Genomic DNA, 18,862 nt, shown 5'->3' with positions numbered 1-18,862 from the left:
GAAACTCTCTTATAATGTAAGTAGAAAGAACATGCATGTTCCAATACGATTATTGGAGTGGTTCAAAATGGAACAAACACTTGTTATACAAAAGAAGAAGGGCTTTGGATTTTCGCAAGGGATTGGGATTACACTATTAATCGCAATCGCTGCAAAATATTTAGCAGAGCTTCCATTTTTAAATATTATGGGACAATTAGTAATTGCTATTCTAATTGGGATGATTTGGCGTGCGGCAATTGGAGTTCCTCATGATGCAATTGCAGGGACAAACTTTGCGAGTAAGAAGTTGCTTCGCTTTGGGATCATCTTACTTGGAATGCGGTTAAATCTTGTTGATATTGCGAAGGCTGGGCCGAAAGTATTGGTCATCGCTGCGGTTGTTATTACAGTTACGATTTTCGTTGTATATGGACTAACGAAAGTATTTAAAGTAGAGAAAAAACTTGGAATTTTAACAGCGTGTGGGACGGCAATTTGCGGCGCGGCTGCGGTCGTGGCAATTGCGCCGCAAGTGAAAGCGAAGGATGATGAAACGGCAGTTGGTGCCGCAATTATTGCAATTTTAGGTACAATATTTACGCTTATTTATACGTTATTATATCCAGTGCTTGGCCTATCTCCATACGGATACGGAGTTTTCTCAGGGGCGACGCTGCATGAAATTGCTCATGTTATCGCAGCTGCGGCGCCAGGAGGAAGTACGGCTGTAGACATCGCAGTTATCGTGAAGCTAACGCGCGTTGCAATGCTCGTACCAGTAGCAATTTTAATTGGATTATGGTTTGGAAAGAGCGAAGGAAGCGAAGAAAAAAAATCGTGGCGCGACCTTCCAATTCCATGGTTCATTTTCGGATTTTTAGCGATGAGTGCAGTGCATTCGCTTGGCGTGATTCCAGAAGTTGTTGCGGGATACATTGTTGTTCTTGCTTACATGCTTATCGCAATGGCGATGGCAGGACTTGGTTTAAATGTAGAGTTTAAAACGTTCCGTAAGTTAGGAAGCAAAGCATTTGTGGCGGGGCTGATCGGTTCGGTTTGCTTATCGGTTCTTGGATACGTTCTTGTATATGCGTTAGGATTTATGTAGTAGGACGAAGAAGCTGTTCCCAAAGGTATCTGGGGACAGCTTTTTCTTATGATTATAGCGCTACGGCTGTCGATATATTAAAAAATCGCTGATATAAATTGAATTACTCTTGTACTTTGTTAGAGTAGATGTTCAGTGAAACATTTTTCTGAAATTTGTAAGGATATCTTTACTTGTAACTGGAAAATATTTATAATTTAAGTAAAGATATCTTTACTTTTGAAGGTGGAGCCTATGGGTGTGAAAAATAAAATTAAAGAATTAAGAAAGCAACATCATATAACACAAGTTGAAATGGCAAAGGCGATGCAGGTGACACGGCAGACAATCGTGGCGATTGAAAACCATCATTATAACCCGAGTCTAGAGCTATCCTTAAAAATCGCCAAATATTTTGGGATGAAGGTGGAGGAAATCTTTACGCTAGAGTAAGGGGAGGAAAAATGAACGATACTAAAAAGTTGTTTATCGGTGCGACTTTTGGATTGTTTTTGGGAGACATTATAGTTCATATTATGAATCCGGCTATACCAATTTTACCGCTCATAGTTAGTAATATTTTAGCGATTGTATTTCTAGTGTTGTATACAAATTACAAAAATCGTAAGTACAGAAAAGAAGAACTTCCCGATATAGATGAGCGAGTAAATGAAAATATAAAAAAGCATGTAAACGTCTCATTTATATTCGCATTTCTGTTGCTTATTGTTTCTATTGTTGCGAGTAAAGCAATAGGCAGGGCTGTTATACCAGTGCAAGAGATATTTATAATATGTAGTTCCTTATTTGCGGGTAGTCTCATCATAGGAGTTATGGTAGGCAAACGAGCATAGTGATAGGAGGAATGAAAAATGCAAGATGAGTTTGAGAGATTTCAGTCGGATAAAGCGTTTAAATATGTAGGGTTATTTTTCACGATTAGTTTAGCAATATGGAGTTTATATAATTTAATTGTTGACGGAAATGCTGGTATGCCTTTTGTTTTATTTGTACTAGGGCAGTTTGTTTATTTCTTTGTGAACTATTGGCCGAAGTGGAAATATAGAAATAGTAAAGAGGCTGATCGTGTATAAGTATGGCATCGACGAGTATTTTCGCAACAAGGAATAGATAGAAAAAGGGGAACTGGGATGGGATTACCGGTATTATGTGTCGCTACAGTCATATTTGCGCTTCTTTGGGGAATGCAAAATTTTTCTCGTAATCCAGTGCCAAGCATTTGTATTATGATTGGTACTGTAGGTTTATCGTATTATTTATTACTATTAGCTCATTATCATAAAACAGCAACGAGCGTTGTTGTTGGAGCGATTATTTTATTTTGTGGGCGTGCTGTACAAAAAGGATTATTTCCGTAAAAGCTGTTTATACAAAGAGTATAAACAGCTTTTTGTATTTTTTTTACAAAACACTTGAAAGTTACGTAACGTCATCTTTTATAATGAAGGGGAAGAGGTGATGGTAGTGATTTCAATACAACAATTGACGAGAGAAACAGGGGTTACGGTACGTACATTACGTTATTATGATCAAATAGATTTATTGAAGCCGAGTGGTAAAACAGAGGGTGGACATCGGTTATATAGTGAAGCTGACGTTATTCGTTTGCAACAAATTTTATTTTTAAAAGAAATGGGATTTTCATTAAAAGAAACTGCGAATATGTTAGTAAAAGGTGAGCTCGATTTAAAAAATTCGCTTGAAAAACAACTTCGGTTTGTACAGGAAGAACAAAAGAAATTTAATCGAATGGAGAGTGTTTTACAAGCAGTTGTTTATTCGGTAGATGTGGAAGGAGAAATCGATTGGAAAGTTATGTTTGAACTGATTCAGCTTTCGAAGCAGTCTTCCCGTATACGTGAAATATTTCAAAATGAAGTGTTTTCAAAGGAAGAACAAAAATTACTTCATAATTTACCAAACATGAGTAAGGAAGACCCGAATGTTTTAGAATGGGTAGATTTATTAAAGCAATTCCGTACTTTTATGAAAGACGGTAAAGAAGTAGCTAGTGATGAGGTACAAGGGGCAACGAAGAAATTAATGCAGAAATGTTTAGAAATGGCTAATGGTGATGAAGCGTTTTTAGATAAGTTATGGGAAGTTAGAAAATCGAAGGAAGATTCACAGAAAATGAGCCTGTATCCGATTGAAGAAGAACTTTTACTATATATGGATGAAGCGTTTCGTATTTATGATGAAAAGGAGAGGGATAAATGAGTATGCTCGCAGAATATCGTTGGTATTTTTTAATTGGGGCAGAGATTGTATTTTGGTTATCGGCTATCGGTTTCTTTTTACTCCGTTACGGATTTCGTTTGAAAAAAGCGAGTTTTATTATGGGGATTGTGCTACTCGTAAATGAAGTGTTTATTTTAACTTTAGGAGTAGTGGATTACTATCAAACAGGAAAGTTCTCTAACTTTCAAATCATTACTGTAATTATTTTATTGTATGCAGTTTTCTACGGGAAAAAGGATTTGAAGAAGCTTGATATATTTGCGCAAAAATTAGTTGCGAAATGGCGGAATGAGCCGGCGCCTATTATAGAAGAACAGGTAGAATTAACAGGTATGGCTTATGCGAAGCAGGAAATGAAAAATTGGTTATTGCATCTTGTTTTATTCGTCGGTGTGCACATATTCTTTTTCTTCGCGTATGGATTTATTCCATTTGAACAATGGGGCAATTGGTTAGAGTCGGGAATCGTTTTAAATAAAGCTGCAAGTCGCGTGAGCCAAGTGTGGGCGATTATATTTTTAGTTGATACAGCGATTTCATTTTCATATGTTCTTTTTCCGAAGAAGGAGAAAGGGAACAAGAAGCTACTTTCGTAGGGGAAAGTAGCTTTTTTAGTATACCAATAGTTTGTATAGGAGAGGATGACAGTAGGAAAAAGAACCAGTTTTATATGGATATTTCTCTTTAGTTTAGTGGCATGCTCACCATCTAACACTACAATTGATAAGAAGAATGATGTCATTGTAAAGGGAGCAGGAATTCTCAATCTAGATAAATTTGAAAAGTTCGTTTTGAATGTCGAGCAAAGGGAAGTTGATAAAATAAGAATTGTACAGTATACCCTTGAAGGGGACCCGATTTTTCAAACGTTAGAGTATAGTGGGAACGATATATTTTATGTGTCAGATAATAGAAAAGACAAATTTGCTGGGAAGGATAAAGGGTTACATAAAGATAGTTGTAAAAGTATTGTTAAAGAGCACCGCGAATCAGAAAGTACTTATCGGTTAATAGATTGTATGAATGAAGCTGGGCGCAATGGATATGACTTAGTATATGTACCTAAAAAATAGAATTAATAGAGGAAGGAAGTATTTACTCCTTCCTTTTTCTATGTATATATTGTCGAAAACTTTACCGAATATCTGTTCGTTTTTTTAGGTTTTTTATGGGCATTCGTGGTAAAATAATAATACAGATTTTTATGAGGAGGTCGGATTTTCCTTGGAACATCAATTTGAAATTGTCTCAGCGTATTCCCCGCAAGGTGATCAGCCGGTAGCTATAGAGAAGCTTGTAGAGGGAATTAATAGTGGAAAGAAAAAGCAAGTGTTGCTTGGAGCGACAGGAACGGGTAAGACATTTACGATTTCAAATGTCATTAAAGAAGTGCAAAAGCCAACACTTGTTATGGCTCATAATAAAACGTTAGCAGGGCAGTTATATAGTGAGTTGAAAGACTTTTTCCCGAATAATGCAGTTGAATATTTTGTTAGTTATTACGATTATTATCAGCCAGAAGCGTATGTACCACAAACAGATACGTTTATTGAAAAGGATGCACAGATTAATGATGAAATTGATAAATTGCGTCACTCGGCAACGTCTGCATTATTTGAACGGGATGATGTAATTATCGTTGCGAGTGTTTCGTGTATATATGGTTTAGGTTCTCCGGAAGAATACCGTGAGTTAGTTGTTTCACTTCGAGTTGGTATGGAGAAGGACCGCAATCAATTGCTTCGTGAACTTGTTGATGTACAGTATGGACGTAATGATATTGATTTCAAGCGTGGTACATTCCGTGTGCGCGGAGATGTAGTTGAAATCTTCCCGGCATCACTTGACGAGCATTGTATTCGAATTGAATTCTTCGGTGATGAAATCGATCGTATTCGTGAAGTAAATGCGTTAACAGGTGAAGTATTAGCAGAACGTGATCATGTAGCAATCTTCCCAGCATCTCACTTCGTTACACGTGAAGAGAAAATGAAGGTCGCTATTGAAAATATCGAAAAAGAATTAGAAGAACGTTTAAAGGAGTTAAATGATAACGGTAAGTTATTAGAAGCGCAGCGTATAGAGCAACGTACACGTTATGATTTAGAAATGATGCGCGAGATGGGCTTTTGTTCAGGGATTGAAAACTATTCCCGTCATTTAACACTTCGTCCAGCAGGTGCAACGCCGTATACGTTATTAGACTATTTCCCGAAAGATTTCTTAATCGTTATGGATGAGTCGCACGTATCAGTACCACAAGTAAGAGCGATGTATAACGGTGACCAAGCACGTAAACAAGTGCTTGTGGATCATGGATTCCGTCTGCCATCAGCTTTAGATAATAGACCGCTCACATTTGATGAGTTTGAAGAGAAAACAAATCAAGTTATTTACGTTTCAGCAACGCCAGGACCGTATGAGTTAGAGCAGTCGCCAGAAGTAATAGAACAAATTATTCGTCCAACAGGGCTTTTAGATCCACCAATCGATATACGACCAATTGAAGGGCAAATTGACGATTTATTAGGAGAGATTCAAGATCGCATTGCAAAAAATGAACGTGTATTGATTACGACTTTAACGAAAAAAATGTCAGAGGATTTAACGGATTACTTAAAAGATGTAGGAATTAAAGTGAACTATCTTCACTCTGAAATTAAAACATTAGAACGTATTGAAATTATCCGTGACCTTCGCCTTGGTAAGTTTGATGTACTTGTCGGTATTAACTTATTACGGGAAGGATTAGATATTCCAGAAGTATCACTTGTAGCTATTTTAGATGCTGATAAGGAAGGGTTCTTGCGTTCAGAGCGTTCACTAATTCAAACAATTGGTCGTGCCGCGCGTAATGAAAACGGCCGCGTTATTATGTACGCAGATCGTATAACAAGATCGATGGGAATTGCGATTGAAGAAACGCAACGTCGTCGTACTATACAAGAAGCTTACAATGAAGAGCATGGTATTACGCCGAAAACGATTCAAAAAGGCGTGCGTGATGTAATCCGTGCAACGACAGCTGCTGAAGAGCCGGAAACATATGAAGCAACGCCAGCTAAGAAGATGACGAAAAAAGAGCGTGAAAAGACAATTGCGAAGATGGAAGCAGAAATGAAAGAAGCAGCAAAAGCGTTAGACTTCGAGCGTGCAGCTGAATTAAGAGATTTACTATTAGAATTAAAAGCGGAAGGGTGAACAGAGTGAGTAAGAGCAAGGATTGTATTGTTGTAAAAGGTGCTAGAGCACATAACTTAAAAAATATTGATGTAACCATTCCGAGAAATCAGCTTGTCGTTGTAACGGGATTGTCTGGTTCGGGAAAATCATCGTTAGCGTTTGATACGATTTATGCAGAAGGGCAGCGCAGATACGTAGAGTCGTTATCTGCGTATGCGCGTCAGTTTTTAGGACAAATGGATAAACCGGATGTAGATACAATTGAAGGATTATCACCAGCGATTTCGATTGATCAAAAAACGACGAGTCGTAATCCGCGTTCAACTGTTGGAACGGTAACGGAGATTTATGATTATTTACGTTTATTATTTGCACGAATTGGTACGCCAATTTGTCCGAATCATGGCATTGAAATTACATCACAAACAGTAGAGCAGATGGTAGACCGTGTACTTGAATATCCTGAACGTACGAAATTACAAGTTTTAGCTCCTATCGTTTCAGGGCGTAAAGGCGCGCACGTGAAAGTGCTGGAAGATATTAAGAAGCAAGGTTATGTTCGTGTACGTGTTGATGGTGAAATGCTTGATGTGTCTGATGAGATTACGTTAGATAAAAATAAGAAGCATTCCATTGAAGTCGTGATTGACCGTATTGTTGTGAAAGAAGGGATCGCAAGCCGTCTTGCTGATTCACTTGAAAGTGCATTAAAGCTTGGCGGGGGCCGAGTGTTAATCGATGTTATGGGAGAAGAGGAACTGCTATTTAGTGAACATCACGCTTGCCCGCATTGTGGTTTTTCAATCGGAGAATTAGAGCCGCGTATGTTCTCATTCAACAGTCCATTCGGGGCATGTCCTTCTTGTGATGGACTTGGTTCAAAGCTAGAGGTGGATTTAGAGCTTGTTATTCCGAACTGGGATTTATCGTTAAATGAGCATGCGATTGCTCCTTGGGAACCGACAAGTTCACAATATTACCCACAGCTTTTACAATCTGTATGTAATCATTACGGCGTTGATATGGATATGCCTGTGAAAGATATACCGAAGGATTTATTTGATAAAGTGTTGTATGGAAGCGGTGAAGAGAAGGTTTACTTCCGCTATGTAAATGAATTTGGTCAAGTAAAGGAAAATGAGATTTTATTTGAAGGTGTTATCCCGAATATAGAGCGTCGTTATCGTGAGACGAGTTCTGATTATGTTCGTGAGCAAATGGAGAAGTATATGGCAGAACAAGCTTGTCCGAAGTGTAAAGGCGGACGCTTAAAGCCGGAGAGTTTAGCTGTTTTCGTTGGTGATAAAACGATTGCTGACGTAACGAAGTATTCAGTTCAAGAAGTACAAGAATTCTTCTCGAATGTAGAGCTAACGGAGAAACAACAAAAAATTGCTCATTTAATTTTAAGAGAAATTCAGGAGCGCGTTGGGTTCTTAGTGAACGTTGGTTTAGATTATTTAACGTTAAGTCGTGCCGCAGGAACTTTATCAGGTGGTGAGGCGCAACGTATTCGTTTAGCAACGCAAATTGGTTCTCGTCTTACTGGCGTACTTTACATTCTTGATGAGCCTTCTATCGGTTTACACCAGCGTGATAACGATCGCCTTATTCGTACATTGCAAGAAATGCGTGATTTAGGCAATACATTAATTGTTGTTGAGCATGATGAAGATACGATGATGGCTGCTGATTATTTACTGGATATTGGACCAGGTGCAGGTATTCACGGTGGGCAAGTCGTATCAGCGGGGACACCAGCTGAAGTAATGCAAGATGAGAATTCATTAACAGGAAAGTATTTAAGCGGTAAAGAGTTTATTCCAGTTCCACTTGAGAGACGTAAAGGCGACGGGCGTAAAGTGGAGATTGTCGGCGCAAAAGAGAATAACTTAAAGAACGCGAAAATGTCATTCCCGCTTGGTACATTTGTAGCGGTAACGGGGGTATCTGGTTCTGGGAAAAGTACGATGATTAATGAAGTATTATATAAATCGTTAGCTCAAAAGTTGTATAAAGCGAAAGCGAAGCCAGGTACTCATAAAGAGATTAAAGGTCTTGAACATTTAGATAAAGTAATCGATATTGATCAATCGCCAATTGGTCGTACACCACGTTCTAATCCAGCGACGTATACAGGTGTATTCGACGATATTCGTGATGTGTTTGCACAAACGAATGAAGCGAAAGTGCGTGGATATCAAAAAGGACGTTTCAGCTTTAACGTAAAAGGTGGACGTTGTGAAGCGTGCCGTGGTGATGGAATTATTAAAATCGAAATGCACTTCTTACCAGACGTATACGTTCCGTGTGAAGTTTGTCATGGTAAACGTTATAATCGTGAAACGTTAGAAGTGAAATATAAAGATAAAAACATTTCTGAAGTGTTAGGGATGACAATTGAAGATGGAGTAGAGTTCTTCGCTAATATCCCAAAAATTAAGCGTAAACTTCAAACGCTTGTAGACGTTGGGCTTGGTTATATGAAATTAGGGCAACCAGCTACGACGTTATCTGGTGGTGAAGCGCAGCGTGTGAAATTAGCTTCTGAATTACACCGTCGTTCTACAGGACGTACACTATACATTTTAGACGAGCCAACGACTGGTTTACACGCGCATGATATCGCGCGTCTTCTAGAAGTGTTGCAACGTCTTGTTGAGAGCGGTGAGACGGTACTTGTAATTGAACATAATTTAGATGTGATAAAAACAGCTGATTATATCGTTGACCTTGGACCAGAAGGCGGAGATAAAGGTGGACAAATCGTTGCGTCCGGAACGCCGGAGCAAGTAGTGAAAGAAGAGCGTTCATATACAGGTAAGTATTTAAAAGAGATTTTAAATCGTGATAAAGCAAGAATGAAAGAGAAGATAAAAGAAGTAGAGCTATCACAATAAGTGTATGACTAAAAACCGAGTGGAAATGACACTCGGTTTTTAATTCATAGGGGGAGAAAATGGAGTTTATAGATGTCTTAAGAAAGAAAAATATGAAGGTAAGAGAGTTTCAAAATTGGGGTGTATATTTTCGCAAGCGTTGGGAGGATAACTTTGCAAATCATGTAAGTGATGAGGAAAAAGAAGACATTTTTTTTACGGAGATAAGTATGCATGTGGGTATCTTTGGCACATGTTTAGTTATGAGAAAAAGAAGTGTTTAGAGGGTAAAGAAGCGGAGAACGCGTTTCATAATGAAGTGAAAAAGGAATGCTACATTTTCTATCAACACTGTGATGAGGTATTGTTAATAAAGGATGCGAGTTTATTACATATGGATGATATATTGCGTGAGATAGCTACGGCATATAAAGGTGATATCTATATTGTAGATAAAGATTTCACTTGGACCTTTGTGAAAACGCATGAACATGGATGGTATGGCCCTTATTTCGCAAGGAAGTGTTAGTAGGTATACAAGCGTGAAGAGTAGAATAAGTTGGTATAAGTGTTTGCATGATACTTGCGTTTATTATCTATTAGCGTATGATGAAATATATATGTTTAAAGGATGTGTAACGAAATGAGATGGATTGTATCACTTCTTGTAAATAGCGTTGTGTTAATCGCTGTATCGGGACTTTTAAAAGGGATTGCACCAGACGCGTTTTACGTAGCAAATATACAAACTGCAATTATTGCGAGTATTATCTTGGCCGTTTTAAATGTGTTTGTAAAACCGTTTTTAATTTTAATTACGCTACCAATTACGGTTGTAACTTTTGGGTTCTTCTTAATTGTTATTAATGCGATTACATTAAAAATAGCAGATTCATTATTAGGCGATGCATTTAATATATCAGGATTTGGTGTAGCGATTGTTGCTGCAATTTGTATTTCAATTTTTAATATGATTATTGAAAAGGCAATTGTGGAACCTTTATATGAAAAAAAGAGAAAATGACAAAAAGAAAAACATTTCATGATGTGTATGAAATGTTTTTTTCTATTTATTAGAAACCGTATTTCTTGTTTCCAGAAAAAAATGGTACAATATCCGGTAGAATGGAATTTTACATCAAACGAGACTGAACCCGCAGCGGAGTGGAGGTTTATACATATGCCGAAAGTAAGGACAAAAGATTTAATTGAACAATTTCAATTGGAGTTAATAAGTGGTGAAGATGGAATTCATCGTCCGATTGATACGAGTGATTTATCAAGACCTGGAATTGAAATGGCAGGATTTTTCACATACTATCCAGCTGATCGCGTACAGCTTCTTGGAAAGACGGAGCTTACGTTCTTTGACACGTTAACATCAGAGCAAAAACAAGAGAGAATGAAAGCGCTTTGTACCGAGGAGACGCCATGTATTATTATAACTCGTAATCAAGATGTACCAGATGAGTTATTACAAGCATCACGTGAATCCGGCATGCCTTTATTACGTTCTTCTCAAACGACAACAAGATTATCAAGTCGTTTAACAAACTATTTAGAAGGTAAGTTAGCGCCAACAACTGCTGTTCATGGTGTATTAGTAGATATTTACGGTGTTGGTGTTTTAATTACAGGTCAAAGTGGTGTCGGTAAAAGTGAGACAGCTCTTGAACTTGTGAAGCGTGGCCACCGCCTTGTTGCGGATGATAGTGTAGAAATTCGCCAAGAAGATGAAGACACATTAGTAGGAAGCTCTCCAGATTTAATTGAGCATTTATTAGAAATTCGTGGCTTAGGTATTATTAACGTTATGACGTTATTCGGTGCAGGGGCAGTGCGAAATTATAAGCGTATTACACTTGTTATTAATCTTGAAATTTGGGATCAAAAGAAAAATTATGATCGATTAGGTCTTGATGAAGAGAAGATGAAGATTATTGATACAGAACTAACGAAGATTACACTTCCAGTTCGTCCTGGTCGAAACTTGGCTGTTATTATTGAAGTAGCAGCGATGAACTTCCGCTTAAAACGTATGGGAGTCAATGCAGCACAGCAGTTCTCAGAACGATTAATGAGTGCGATTGAGTTAGGAAATCAGGAGTAAACTTTGGAGAGGGAGGTCATACATATGCTGTTAGGTTCTGTACCGCAGCTTGACCGCGTAGCTGTCCAACTTGGGCCGTTTCCTGTTTATTGGTACGGGATTATTATCGGTACAGGTGTGCTATTAGGTCTTTGGCTAGCAACTCGCGAGGGAGAAAGGCTAGGTATTCCAAAAGATACATTTGTTGACCTTGTATTAATTGCAGTACCGATCGCTATTCTATTTGCGAGAATGTACTATGTTATTTTTGAATGGGAATATTACGCGCAAAACCCGAGTCAAATTATTAATATTCGTCAAGGTGGCTTGGCGATTCATGGTGGTTTAATCGGGGCTGTTATTACAGGAATTCTTTTTGCGAAACGCCGCGGGGTTTCATTCTGGAAGTTGGCTGATATTGCTGCGCCAAGTATTTTACTAGGACAAGCAATTGGCCGATGGGGAAACTTTATGAACCAAGAGGCGCATGGTGATGAAGTAACGAGACAGTTTTTAGAAGGTCTTCATTTACCAGATTTCATTATTAATCAAATGTATATTGATGGTGTGTACTATCACCCGACATTTTTATATGAATCATTATGGAATTTCGCGGGAGTAATTCTATTACTTGCATTACGAAAAGTGAATTTACGCCGCGGGGAACTATTCTTCACATATTTAATTTGGTATTCAGTAGGACGCTTCTTCGTAGAAGGGTTACGTACAGATAGTTTAATGCTAGGACCACTTCGTATTGCACAAGTAATGTCAATTGGACTTGTTGTTATTTCTATTATTTTCATTATTGTGAGACGAAAAATGGGGCAAGCTGATAAAAGATATTCGGAAAATTAGAGAAAAGTAGCATCTTATTATAAGATGCTGCTTCTTTCATATTCAGGAAAGAGAAAGGACTAGGGCAATGAAAATAAATACAGTGTTATTTGATTTAGATGGAACGTTAATTAATACGAACGAACTTATTATTTCTTCTTTTTTACATACTTTAAATACATATTATCCAGATCAATATAAGCGTGAAGATGTATTGCCGTTTATCGGTCCATCTTTGCATGATACTTTCAGCAAGGTTGATGAAAGTAAGGTGGAAGAGTTGATTACAAGCTATCGTCAATTTAACCATGATCATCATGATGAATTAGTAGAAGAATATGAAACTGTGTATGAAACAGTTCAAGAATTGAAGAAACAAGGTTATAAAGTTGGTATTGTTACAACGAAAGCACGACAAACCGTTGAGATGGGATTAAAGTTATCAAAGCTTGATGAGTTCTTCGATGTTGTCGTGACGATTGATGATGTAGAGCATGTGAAACCACATCCAGAGCCACTTCAAAAAGCGCTTGAGTTATTAGATGCAAAACCAGAAGAAGCATTGATGGTTGGGGATAATCATCATGATATTGTTGGTGGACAAAATGCGGGTACGAAAACAGCTGCGGTTTCATGGACATTGAAAGGTAGAGCGTATTTAGAAGCTTATAAACCGGACTTTATGTTAGATAAAATGAGTGATTTACTAACGATTTTGTCTGATATGAATCGCTCATAAAGTTTTACTTTGTATAAGTAGAGGAGAGAGTTCAGTGCGACGGACAACGCGCTACCCTGTTTCAGGAGAAAATTCATTATGGAATGTGTATAAAACAGTGTCTTTTTGGAAGGTAATGAAAAACTTTATTATTATCCAAATTGCACGCTATACACCATTTTTATCTGTGAAGAATTGGCTGTATCGTACGTTTTTACGTATGAAAGTAGGAAAGAAAACATCATTTGCGCTTATGGTAATGCCAGATATTATGTTCCCGGAAAAGATAACTGTGGGAGAAAATTCGATTATCGGCTATAATACAACGCTTTTAGCACATGAATATTTAATTCGTGAATATCGCCTTGGAGAGATCGTCATAGGAAATGAAGTGATGATTGGAGCAAATACGACTATATTACCAGGTGTGAAAATTGGGGATGGCGCGATTGTTTCAGCTGGCACACTGGTTCATAGGGATGTACCAAGTGGTGCTTTCGTAGGTGGAAATCCAATGCGTGTTATTTATACAAAAGAAGAAATGGATGCTAGAGAAGGTTGATACTAAAAATGTAACATTTCTCTTCTTTTTTAATGAATAAAAAGGAAATAATTGAGTATAATATACTGTTTTGTTTTTTACGGAATCGTTTATACTTATAGATAGAAGAATGTGTGAACGAAGAAAACAAAAAACTGGAGGATATATGGGGAAAAATCAAAGAATATATAAGGAGAACGGACAAGTTATCTCTTTTAATCAATTAGCGGACTTCTTTTATAAAAAAGGGATGAGGGCTTACAAAGGGCAGAAATTGCAAGATGCAATTAAATATTTTCGAAGAGCGGCACAAAGTGAGAAGGAGCCGTTTATTTTATGCCAATTAGCAACAGTATTATCTGAGGCTGGTGAGTATCAAGAGTCAAATCAAATCTTCTTTAAGCTTGTTAGATCTAATCCAGAACTTGAACAGTGTTATTATTTTATTGCAAATAATTATGCATATATGGGGCTATTTCAGCAGGCGAAGAAGTATGCGGATCGCTATTTAGAAGTTGCAGAAGAGAAGGAATTCGTAGAAGATACATTAGAATTACTTGAAATCATGGAAGAAGAAGCGATGGGTGCGGAAGAGATTGAGGATGAAGATGATTTAATTGTTATGCAGGAAGAAGCGAATCGTTATATTCGCAACGGACAATTGGAAGAAGCAATTGCTACATTAGAAATTGTTACGAAAGATTATCCGGAATTTTGGTCGGGGCATAATAATTTAGCCATTGCGCATTTTCAATCTGGTAATGTAGATAAGGCATTGAAGTTAACGGAAATGATTTTAGAGAAAAATCCAGGTAATATACATGCGCTTTGTAATACGCTTATTTTTCTATATTCAATTGGAGAGCATAAACAAGTAGAGGCGTTAGCTGCGCAGTTAGTTTCGGTATATCCGATTTCGTTTGAACATCGTTTGAAACTTGGAACGACACTTGCAACAATTGGTCATTTCGAGCCTGCATATAAATGGTTCAAATTATTAAAGCGTCAAGGATACGAGGGAGACGTTAGTTTTTATTATTGGTTTGCATATTCTGCGTATATGGTGAAAGATCAGCAAGTAGCTGAAAAAATGTGGCAACATGTTGTAGAATTGCACCCTGATAAAAAGGGAAAAGAACCGTGGAATGCATTGAATTTAGCGGATGAAGGACAAAACGTGTTATTTGAAGAATTACGAAAATCATTTCAGCAAAGTGCGACGCTAGAGGAACAAATGCTAGCTTTATATTTAATGAATGAATTGTCAACACCAGAGAAGGTAGGATTCTTCTTTGATGTAACGCAGGCGAAGAACGGTGTTCCAATCGTATCGCAACTTGCAAAGTATTTCTTTTTACTTAATAGCCATAAGAGCATTCCAGCTGATTTACAGCAATTTGAACAGTGCGCGCGAATCGCGGATGCGTTATACAATTATACGAAAAAAGATGATGAATTAATCGAAGAGTGTTTACAATTTTGGTTTTGTACGTTCATACGTTTATATACATCTGGAGCAGTTTTTACAAATGTATACGGTTGGTCAGCTGCGGTTGAATATATTGTACGCAGCGAACAAGGAAATAAGATGACACAGTCGGAGCTCGGGGATGTATATAATGTATCTGTAGCGACTGTTCGAAAGTATGTGCAAGCTGTGAAACGTACGCACACATAAGTAAGCAAATCATTGGGAAAAAAATGATGCTAACAGTATAATGAGGGTAACTTAATTGTGTAGGAATGGATAGGAGTGAATAGTGTGTCAGAAGAAAAAATTTATGATGTCATTATTATTGGTGCAGGACCAGCTGGTATGACAGCTGCAGTATATACATCTCGTGCGAATTTAAGCACATTAATGCTTGAGCGTGGTATTCCAGGCGGACAAATGGCGAACACAGAAGATGTAGAAAACTACCCAGGTTATGAGTCGATTTTAGGACCAGACTTATCAAATAAAATGTTCGAGCATGCGAAGAAATTTGGTGCTGAATATGCATATGGTGATGTGAAAGCAGTCATCGATGGTAAAGAGTACAAAACAATTATTGCTGGTAAAAAAGAATATAAAACACGTGCAATTATCGTTGCAAGTGGTGCAGAGTATAAAAAAATCGGTGTACCAGGTGAAACAGAACTTGGCGGCCGCGGTGTATCATACTGTGCGGTATGTGATGGCGCATTCTTTAAAGAGAAAGAACTTGTTGTTATTGGGGGCGGAGACTCTGCTGTTGAAGAGGGTGTGTTCTTAACACGCTTCGCATCAAAAGTAACAATCGTTCACCGTCGTGATACTCTTCGTGCACAGAAAATTTTACAAGATCGTGCTTTCCAAAACGAGAAAGTAGATTTCATTTGGAATCACACTATTAAAGAAATTAACGAAGCGAATGGTAAGGTAGGAAGCGTAACGCTTGTAGACGTAAACAGTGGAGAAGAGAAAGAAGTCAAAACTGATGGCGTTTTCGTATATATCGGTATGTTACCACTATCAAAACCGTTTGTTGAGTTAGGTATTACAAATGAAAATGGTTACGTTGAAACGAACGAGCGTATGGAAACGAAAGTTCCTGGTATTTTCGCAGCTGGTGATGTTCGCGAAAAAATGCTTCGTCAAATTGTAACTGCAACAGGTGACGGTAGTATTGCGGCGCAAAGCGCACAACATTACGTAGAAGAGTTATTAGAAGAACTAAAAACTGTATCAGAAAAATAAGGGATACTATACTTTTTGAGAAGAAAGCTACATATAAGAGCTTTCTTCTTTTTTTTGTGTGAAAATGTCAAAGTTTTGTCAAAAAATATTGGGATTATAAGCTTTCTTATTGATATACTGGACTTTACGGAAAAAATCACTATAAGAAATGAGGAATTTATTCAGTATGGAATGGCGTAATATATATCGTGGATTTTGTATGGGCGTTAGTGATTTAATTCCTGGTGTGAGCGGCGGTACAATCGCTGTTGTGTTAGGGATTTATGAACAATTGCTTGCGGCAATTAGTGGATTCTTTAGTCGCGAATGGAAAAAACATTTAGGATTTTTAATTCCCCTTGCAGCTGGTGTGGCAGCAGCGTTTTTAACGTTAAGTCACGTTATTAAATATTTACTTGCAAATCATTATGAACCGACTCAATTTTTCTTCCTCGGTTTAATTATTAGTATATTACCAATGTTAATGAGAGAAGCTGATGCGAAGTCTTCGTTTAAAGGTAAACACATTGTGTTACTAATAGTTGCAGCAATTCTTGTTGCGATCACAGCTTTCTTTAAACCAGATAAGGCAGCAGATCCAATTACGACGTTAACAATTTTAAACGCAATTGGTTTATTTTTTGCAGGATGGATGGCTAGTATGGCTATGTTGCTTCCTGGAATTAGCGGATCATTTATTTTATTAATTATTGGTGTGTATCCGACGGCAATTAACGCTTTAACTACACTGAACTTACCTTTAATCGCAGTTATCGGTGCTGGTGTTATGGTAGGGTTCGTTGTAAGTAGTAAAGGAATTAGTTTCTTATTAGATCGTTATAAAAGTATGACATTTGCGGCAATTATTGGACTTGTTATCGGCTCGATTGTAATTGTGTTCCCTGGTATTCCAACTGGAGGATTTTCAATTATAAGTTCAATTATTACCTTTATTTTAGGATTTGCGATTGTTACTTATTTCGGTAAGAAATAAAGGCTTTAATCCCCTTGGCGATAAAAATCGTTAAGGGGATTTTTCATGCTATTCATTGAAATTCTAAGCATTTACATTGCTTGTTATAGAAAGCTTTTTTAAAATTGTTGAGTATCGTGTGCTTAGCGAAAGAGGACTGGCTCCTTCGTTGTAGCAAACTGTTTTTGATAGTATAATGAAATGAGTATGCAGTGAGAAATTTGCTGCAAGTAGCTGAGGTGAAGAAACATGCAAAGAGTGACAAACTGTGTGTTAATTAGAGATAATGAAGTACTCTTACTCCAAAAACCTCGCCGGAATTGGTGGGTTGCACCAGGCGGGAAAATGGAGCGTGGTGAGACTGTAAGAGATTCCGTTGTTCGCGAGTATCGTGAAGAAACAGGTATTTATTTAAAGAACCCAGCGTTAAAGGGGGTCTTCACCTTTGTCATCCAAGAAGGTGATAAAGTTGTTTCTGAATGGATGATGTTCTCCTTTTTAGCGACAGATTTTGCAGGAGAAAACAAACTAGAGAGCGAAGAAGGCATCATCGGTTGGCATACATTTGATAAAATTGATGATTTAGCAATGGCACCAGGAGATTATCACATTATTGATTATTTAATTAAAGGAAATGGCATAATCTACGGTACATTTGTATATACCCCAGATTTTGAGTTGCTTTCATATCGATTAGATCCGAGTTAAACCGTCAAGGAGAGGATACGATGACAGAGAATAATGATATAAAAATGGTAATTATTACAGGAATGTCTGGAGCTGGAAAGACAGTAGCTTTACAAAGTTTTGAAGATTTAGGATATTTCTGTGTAGATAATTTACCACCGATGTTATTGCCAAAGTTTATTGAGCTTATGGCGGATTCAAAAGGGAAAATGAATAAAGTAGCACTTGGCGTTGATTTACGTGGCCGAGAGTTTTTCGAACATTTATGGGGAGCGCTTGATGATTTATCAGAACGTACATGGATTATTCCTCATATTTTATTCTTAGATGCGAAGGATAGCACACTTGTGACTCGTTATAAAGAAACGAGACGTTCGCATCCACTTGCACCAACTGGTTTGCCGTTAAAGGGAATCGAAATGGAGCGTAGCTTATTAACTGATATGAAGGCGCGAGCGAATATTGTGCTTGATACATCGGATTTAAAACCGAAAGAATTACGTGAAAAAATTGTTCATCTGTTTTCAACTAAAACTGAGCAAGCATTTCGTGTAAATGTTATGTCATTTGGATTTAAGTACGGTATTCCAATTGATGCAGATTTAGTATTTGATGTTCGTTTTTTACCAAATCCATATTACATTCCACATATGAAGCCATTAACAGGACTAGATGAAGAAGTTTCATCGTATGTACTGAAATTTAATGAGACGCATAAGTTTTTAGAGAAATTGACTGATCTTATCACTTTCATGCTGCCTCATTATAAAAGAGAGGGCAAGAGTCAACTTGTAATTGCAATTGGATGTACAGGTGGACAGCACCGTTCTGTTACGCTTACAGAATACCTTGGGAAACATTTGAAACCAGAGTATAGCGTTCATGTATCTCATCGTGATGTGGAGAAGAGAAAGGGCCATTAAGGG

General features: G+C 37.6%; 20 protein-coding genes and 1 pseudogene. All 21 read left to right on the top strand.

Annotation, left to right across the window (positions count from 1 at the left end; genetic code table 11):
* Positions 1–67 precede the first annotated feature (67 nt).
* The 21 genes and pseudogenes from DN390_RS01695 to rapZ all read left to right on the top strand — a co-directional run bounded on the left by DN390_RS01695 (position 68) and on the right by rapZ (position 18,859).
* Positions 68–1,090, top strand: a complete 1,023-nt coding sequence (locus DN390_RS01695) for a YeiH family protein (protein WP_147806446.1) — start codon at positions 68–70, stop codon at positions 1,088–1,090.
* Positions 1,091–1,324: 234 nt separating this feature from the next.
* The gene (locus DN390_RS01690) at positions 1,325–1,522 is read left to right on the top strand and encodes a helix-turn-helix transcriptional regulator (protein ID WP_000538358.1); all 198 of its coding nucleotides are present in this window, start codon (positions 1,325–1,327) and stop codon (positions 1,520–1,522) included.
* A gap of 11 nt (positions 1,523–1,533) precedes the next feature.
* Positions 1,534–1,923, top strand: coding sequence for a hypothetical protein (locus DN390_RS01685; protein ID WP_147806445.1), 390 nt, complete (start codon positions 1,534–1,536; stop codon positions 1,921–1,923).
* Positions 1,924–1,941: 18 nt separating this feature from the next.
* Positions 1,942–2,163, top strand: a complete 222-nt coding sequence (locus DN390_RS01680; protein ID WP_060632863.1) for a hypothetical protein — start codon at positions 1,942–1,944, stop codon at positions 2,161–2,163.
* A gap of 57 nt (positions 2,164–2,220) precedes the next feature.
* The gene (locus DN390_RS01675; RefSeq protein ID WP_000524143.1) at positions 2,221–2,448 is read left to right on the top strand and encodes a hypothetical protein; all 228 of its coding nucleotides are present in this window, start codon (positions 2,221–2,223) and stop codon (positions 2,446–2,448) included.
* Positions 2,449–2,548: 100 nt separating this feature from the next.
* Positions 2,549–3,310, top strand: a complete 762-nt coding sequence (locus DN390_RS01670) for a MerR family transcriptional regulator (protein WP_141529625.1) — start codon at positions 2,549–2,551, stop codon at positions 3,308–3,310.
* Positions 3,307–3,927: a hypothetical protein gene (locus DN390_RS01665; RefSeq protein ID WP_147806444.1), complete on the top strand. Its 621-nt coding sequence runs from the start codon at positions 3,307–3,309 to the stop codon at positions 3,925–3,927. Before DN390_RS01670 ends, DN390_RS01665 begins: the two co-directional genes overlap by 4 nt.
* Positions 3,928–3,972: 45 nt before the next feature.
* Positions 3,973–4,404, top strand: coding sequence for a DUF4362 domain-containing protein (locus tag DN390_RS01660; protein ID WP_147806443.1), 432 nt, complete (start codon positions 3,973–3,975; stop codon positions 4,402–4,404).
* Positions 4,405–4,555: 151 nt separating this feature from the next.
* The gene (gene uvrB, locus DN390_RS01655) at positions 4,556–6,532 is read left to right on the top strand and encodes an excinuclease ABC subunit B (protein ID WP_147806442.1); all 1,977 of its coding nucleotides are present in this window, start codon (positions 4,556–4,558) and stop codon (positions 6,530–6,532) included.
* 5 nt (positions 6,533–6,537) lie between these two features.
* Entirely contained in the window at positions 6,538–9,414 is a 2,877-nt protein-coding gene (uvrA, locus tag DN390_RS01650) for an excinuclease ABC subunit UvrA (protein ID WP_147806441.1), read from the top strand.
* A gap of 59 nt (positions 9,415–9,473) precedes the next feature.
* Positions 9,474–9,922: pseudogene (locus DN390_RS01645) on the top strand (DUF4275 family protein).
* A gap of 114 nt (positions 9,923–10,036) precedes the next feature.
* A complete protein-coding gene (locus tag DN390_RS01640) occupies positions 10,037–10,417 on the top strand; it encodes a phage holin family protein (RefSeq protein ID WP_001267308.1) in 381 nt (126 codons plus the stop codon).
* Positions 10,418–10,573: 156 nt separating this feature from the next.
* On the top strand, positions 10,574–11,503 hold the full coding sequence (hprK, locus tag DN390_RS01635; RefSeq protein WP_060632856.1) for an HPr(Ser) kinase/phosphatase: 930 nt from the start codon (positions 10,574–10,576) through the stop codon (positions 11,501–11,503).
* 24 nt (positions 11,504–11,527) lie between these two features.
* Positions 11,528–12,340 carry a prolipoprotein diacylglyceryl transferase gene (gene lgt / locus DN390_RS01630; protein ID WP_000924239.1) on the top strand — a complete coding sequence of 271 codons (813 nt, stop codon included), beginning with the start codon at positions 11,528–11,530 and terminating at the stop codon, positions 12,338–12,340.
* A gap of 67 nt (positions 12,341–12,407) precedes the next feature.
* Complete coding sequence (gene ppaX, locus DN390_RS01625; RefSeq protein ID WP_060632854.1) at positions 12,408–13,058, top strand: pyrophosphatase PpaX; 651 nt, start codon at positions 12,408–12,410, stop codon at positions 13,056–13,058.
* Between the two features lie 34 nt (positions 13,059–13,092).
* Positions 13,093–13,599 carry an acyltransferase gene (locus DN390_RS01620; protein WP_098720349.1) on the top strand — a complete coding sequence of 169 codons (507 nt, stop codon included), beginning with the start codon at positions 13,093–13,095 and terminating at the stop codon, positions 13,597–13,599.
* Between the two features lie 145 nt (positions 13,600–13,744).
* On the top strand, positions 13,745–15,256 hold the full coding sequence (locus DN390_RS01615; RefSeq protein ID WP_097950785.1) for a tetratricopeptide repeat protein: 1,512 nt from the start codon (positions 13,745–13,747) through the stop codon (positions 15,254–15,256).
* 84 nt (positions 15,257–15,340) lie between these two features.
* Complete coding sequence (gene trxB / locus DN390_RS01610; RefSeq protein WP_063221778.1) at positions 15,341–16,297, top strand: thioredoxin-disulfide reductase; 957 nt, start codon at positions 15,341–15,343, stop codon at positions 16,295–16,297.
* A gap of 166 nt (positions 16,298–16,463) precedes the next feature.
* Entirely contained in the window at positions 16,464–17,270 is an 807-nt protein-coding gene (locus DN390_RS01605; protein WP_029440967.1) for a DUF368 domain-containing protein, read from the top strand.
* A gap of 228 nt (positions 17,271–17,498) precedes the next feature.
* A complete protein-coding gene (locus DN390_RS01600; protein ID WP_001190080.1) occupies positions 17,499–17,957 on the top strand; it encodes an NUDIX hydrolase in 459 nt (152 codons plus the stop codon).
* A 20-nt stretch (positions 17,958–17,977) separates the two neighbouring features.
* On the top strand, positions 17,978–18,859 hold the full coding sequence (rapZ, locus tag DN390_RS01595) for an RNase adapter RapZ (protein WP_147806440.1): 882 nt from the start codon (positions 17,978–17,980) through the stop codon (positions 18,857–18,859).
* Positions 18,860–18,862 lie beyond the last annotated feature (3 nt).

Source organism: Bacillus sp. SH7-1 (assembly GCF_008042405.1).
In the GTDB taxonomy this organism is placed as follows: Bacteria; Bacillota; Bacilli; order Bacillales; family Bacillaceae_G; genus Bacillus_A; species Bacillus_A thuringiensis_N.
The sequence above is the reverse complement of the archived record's forward strand: the minus strand, read 5'-3'. Positions and strand labels throughout refer to the sequence as shown.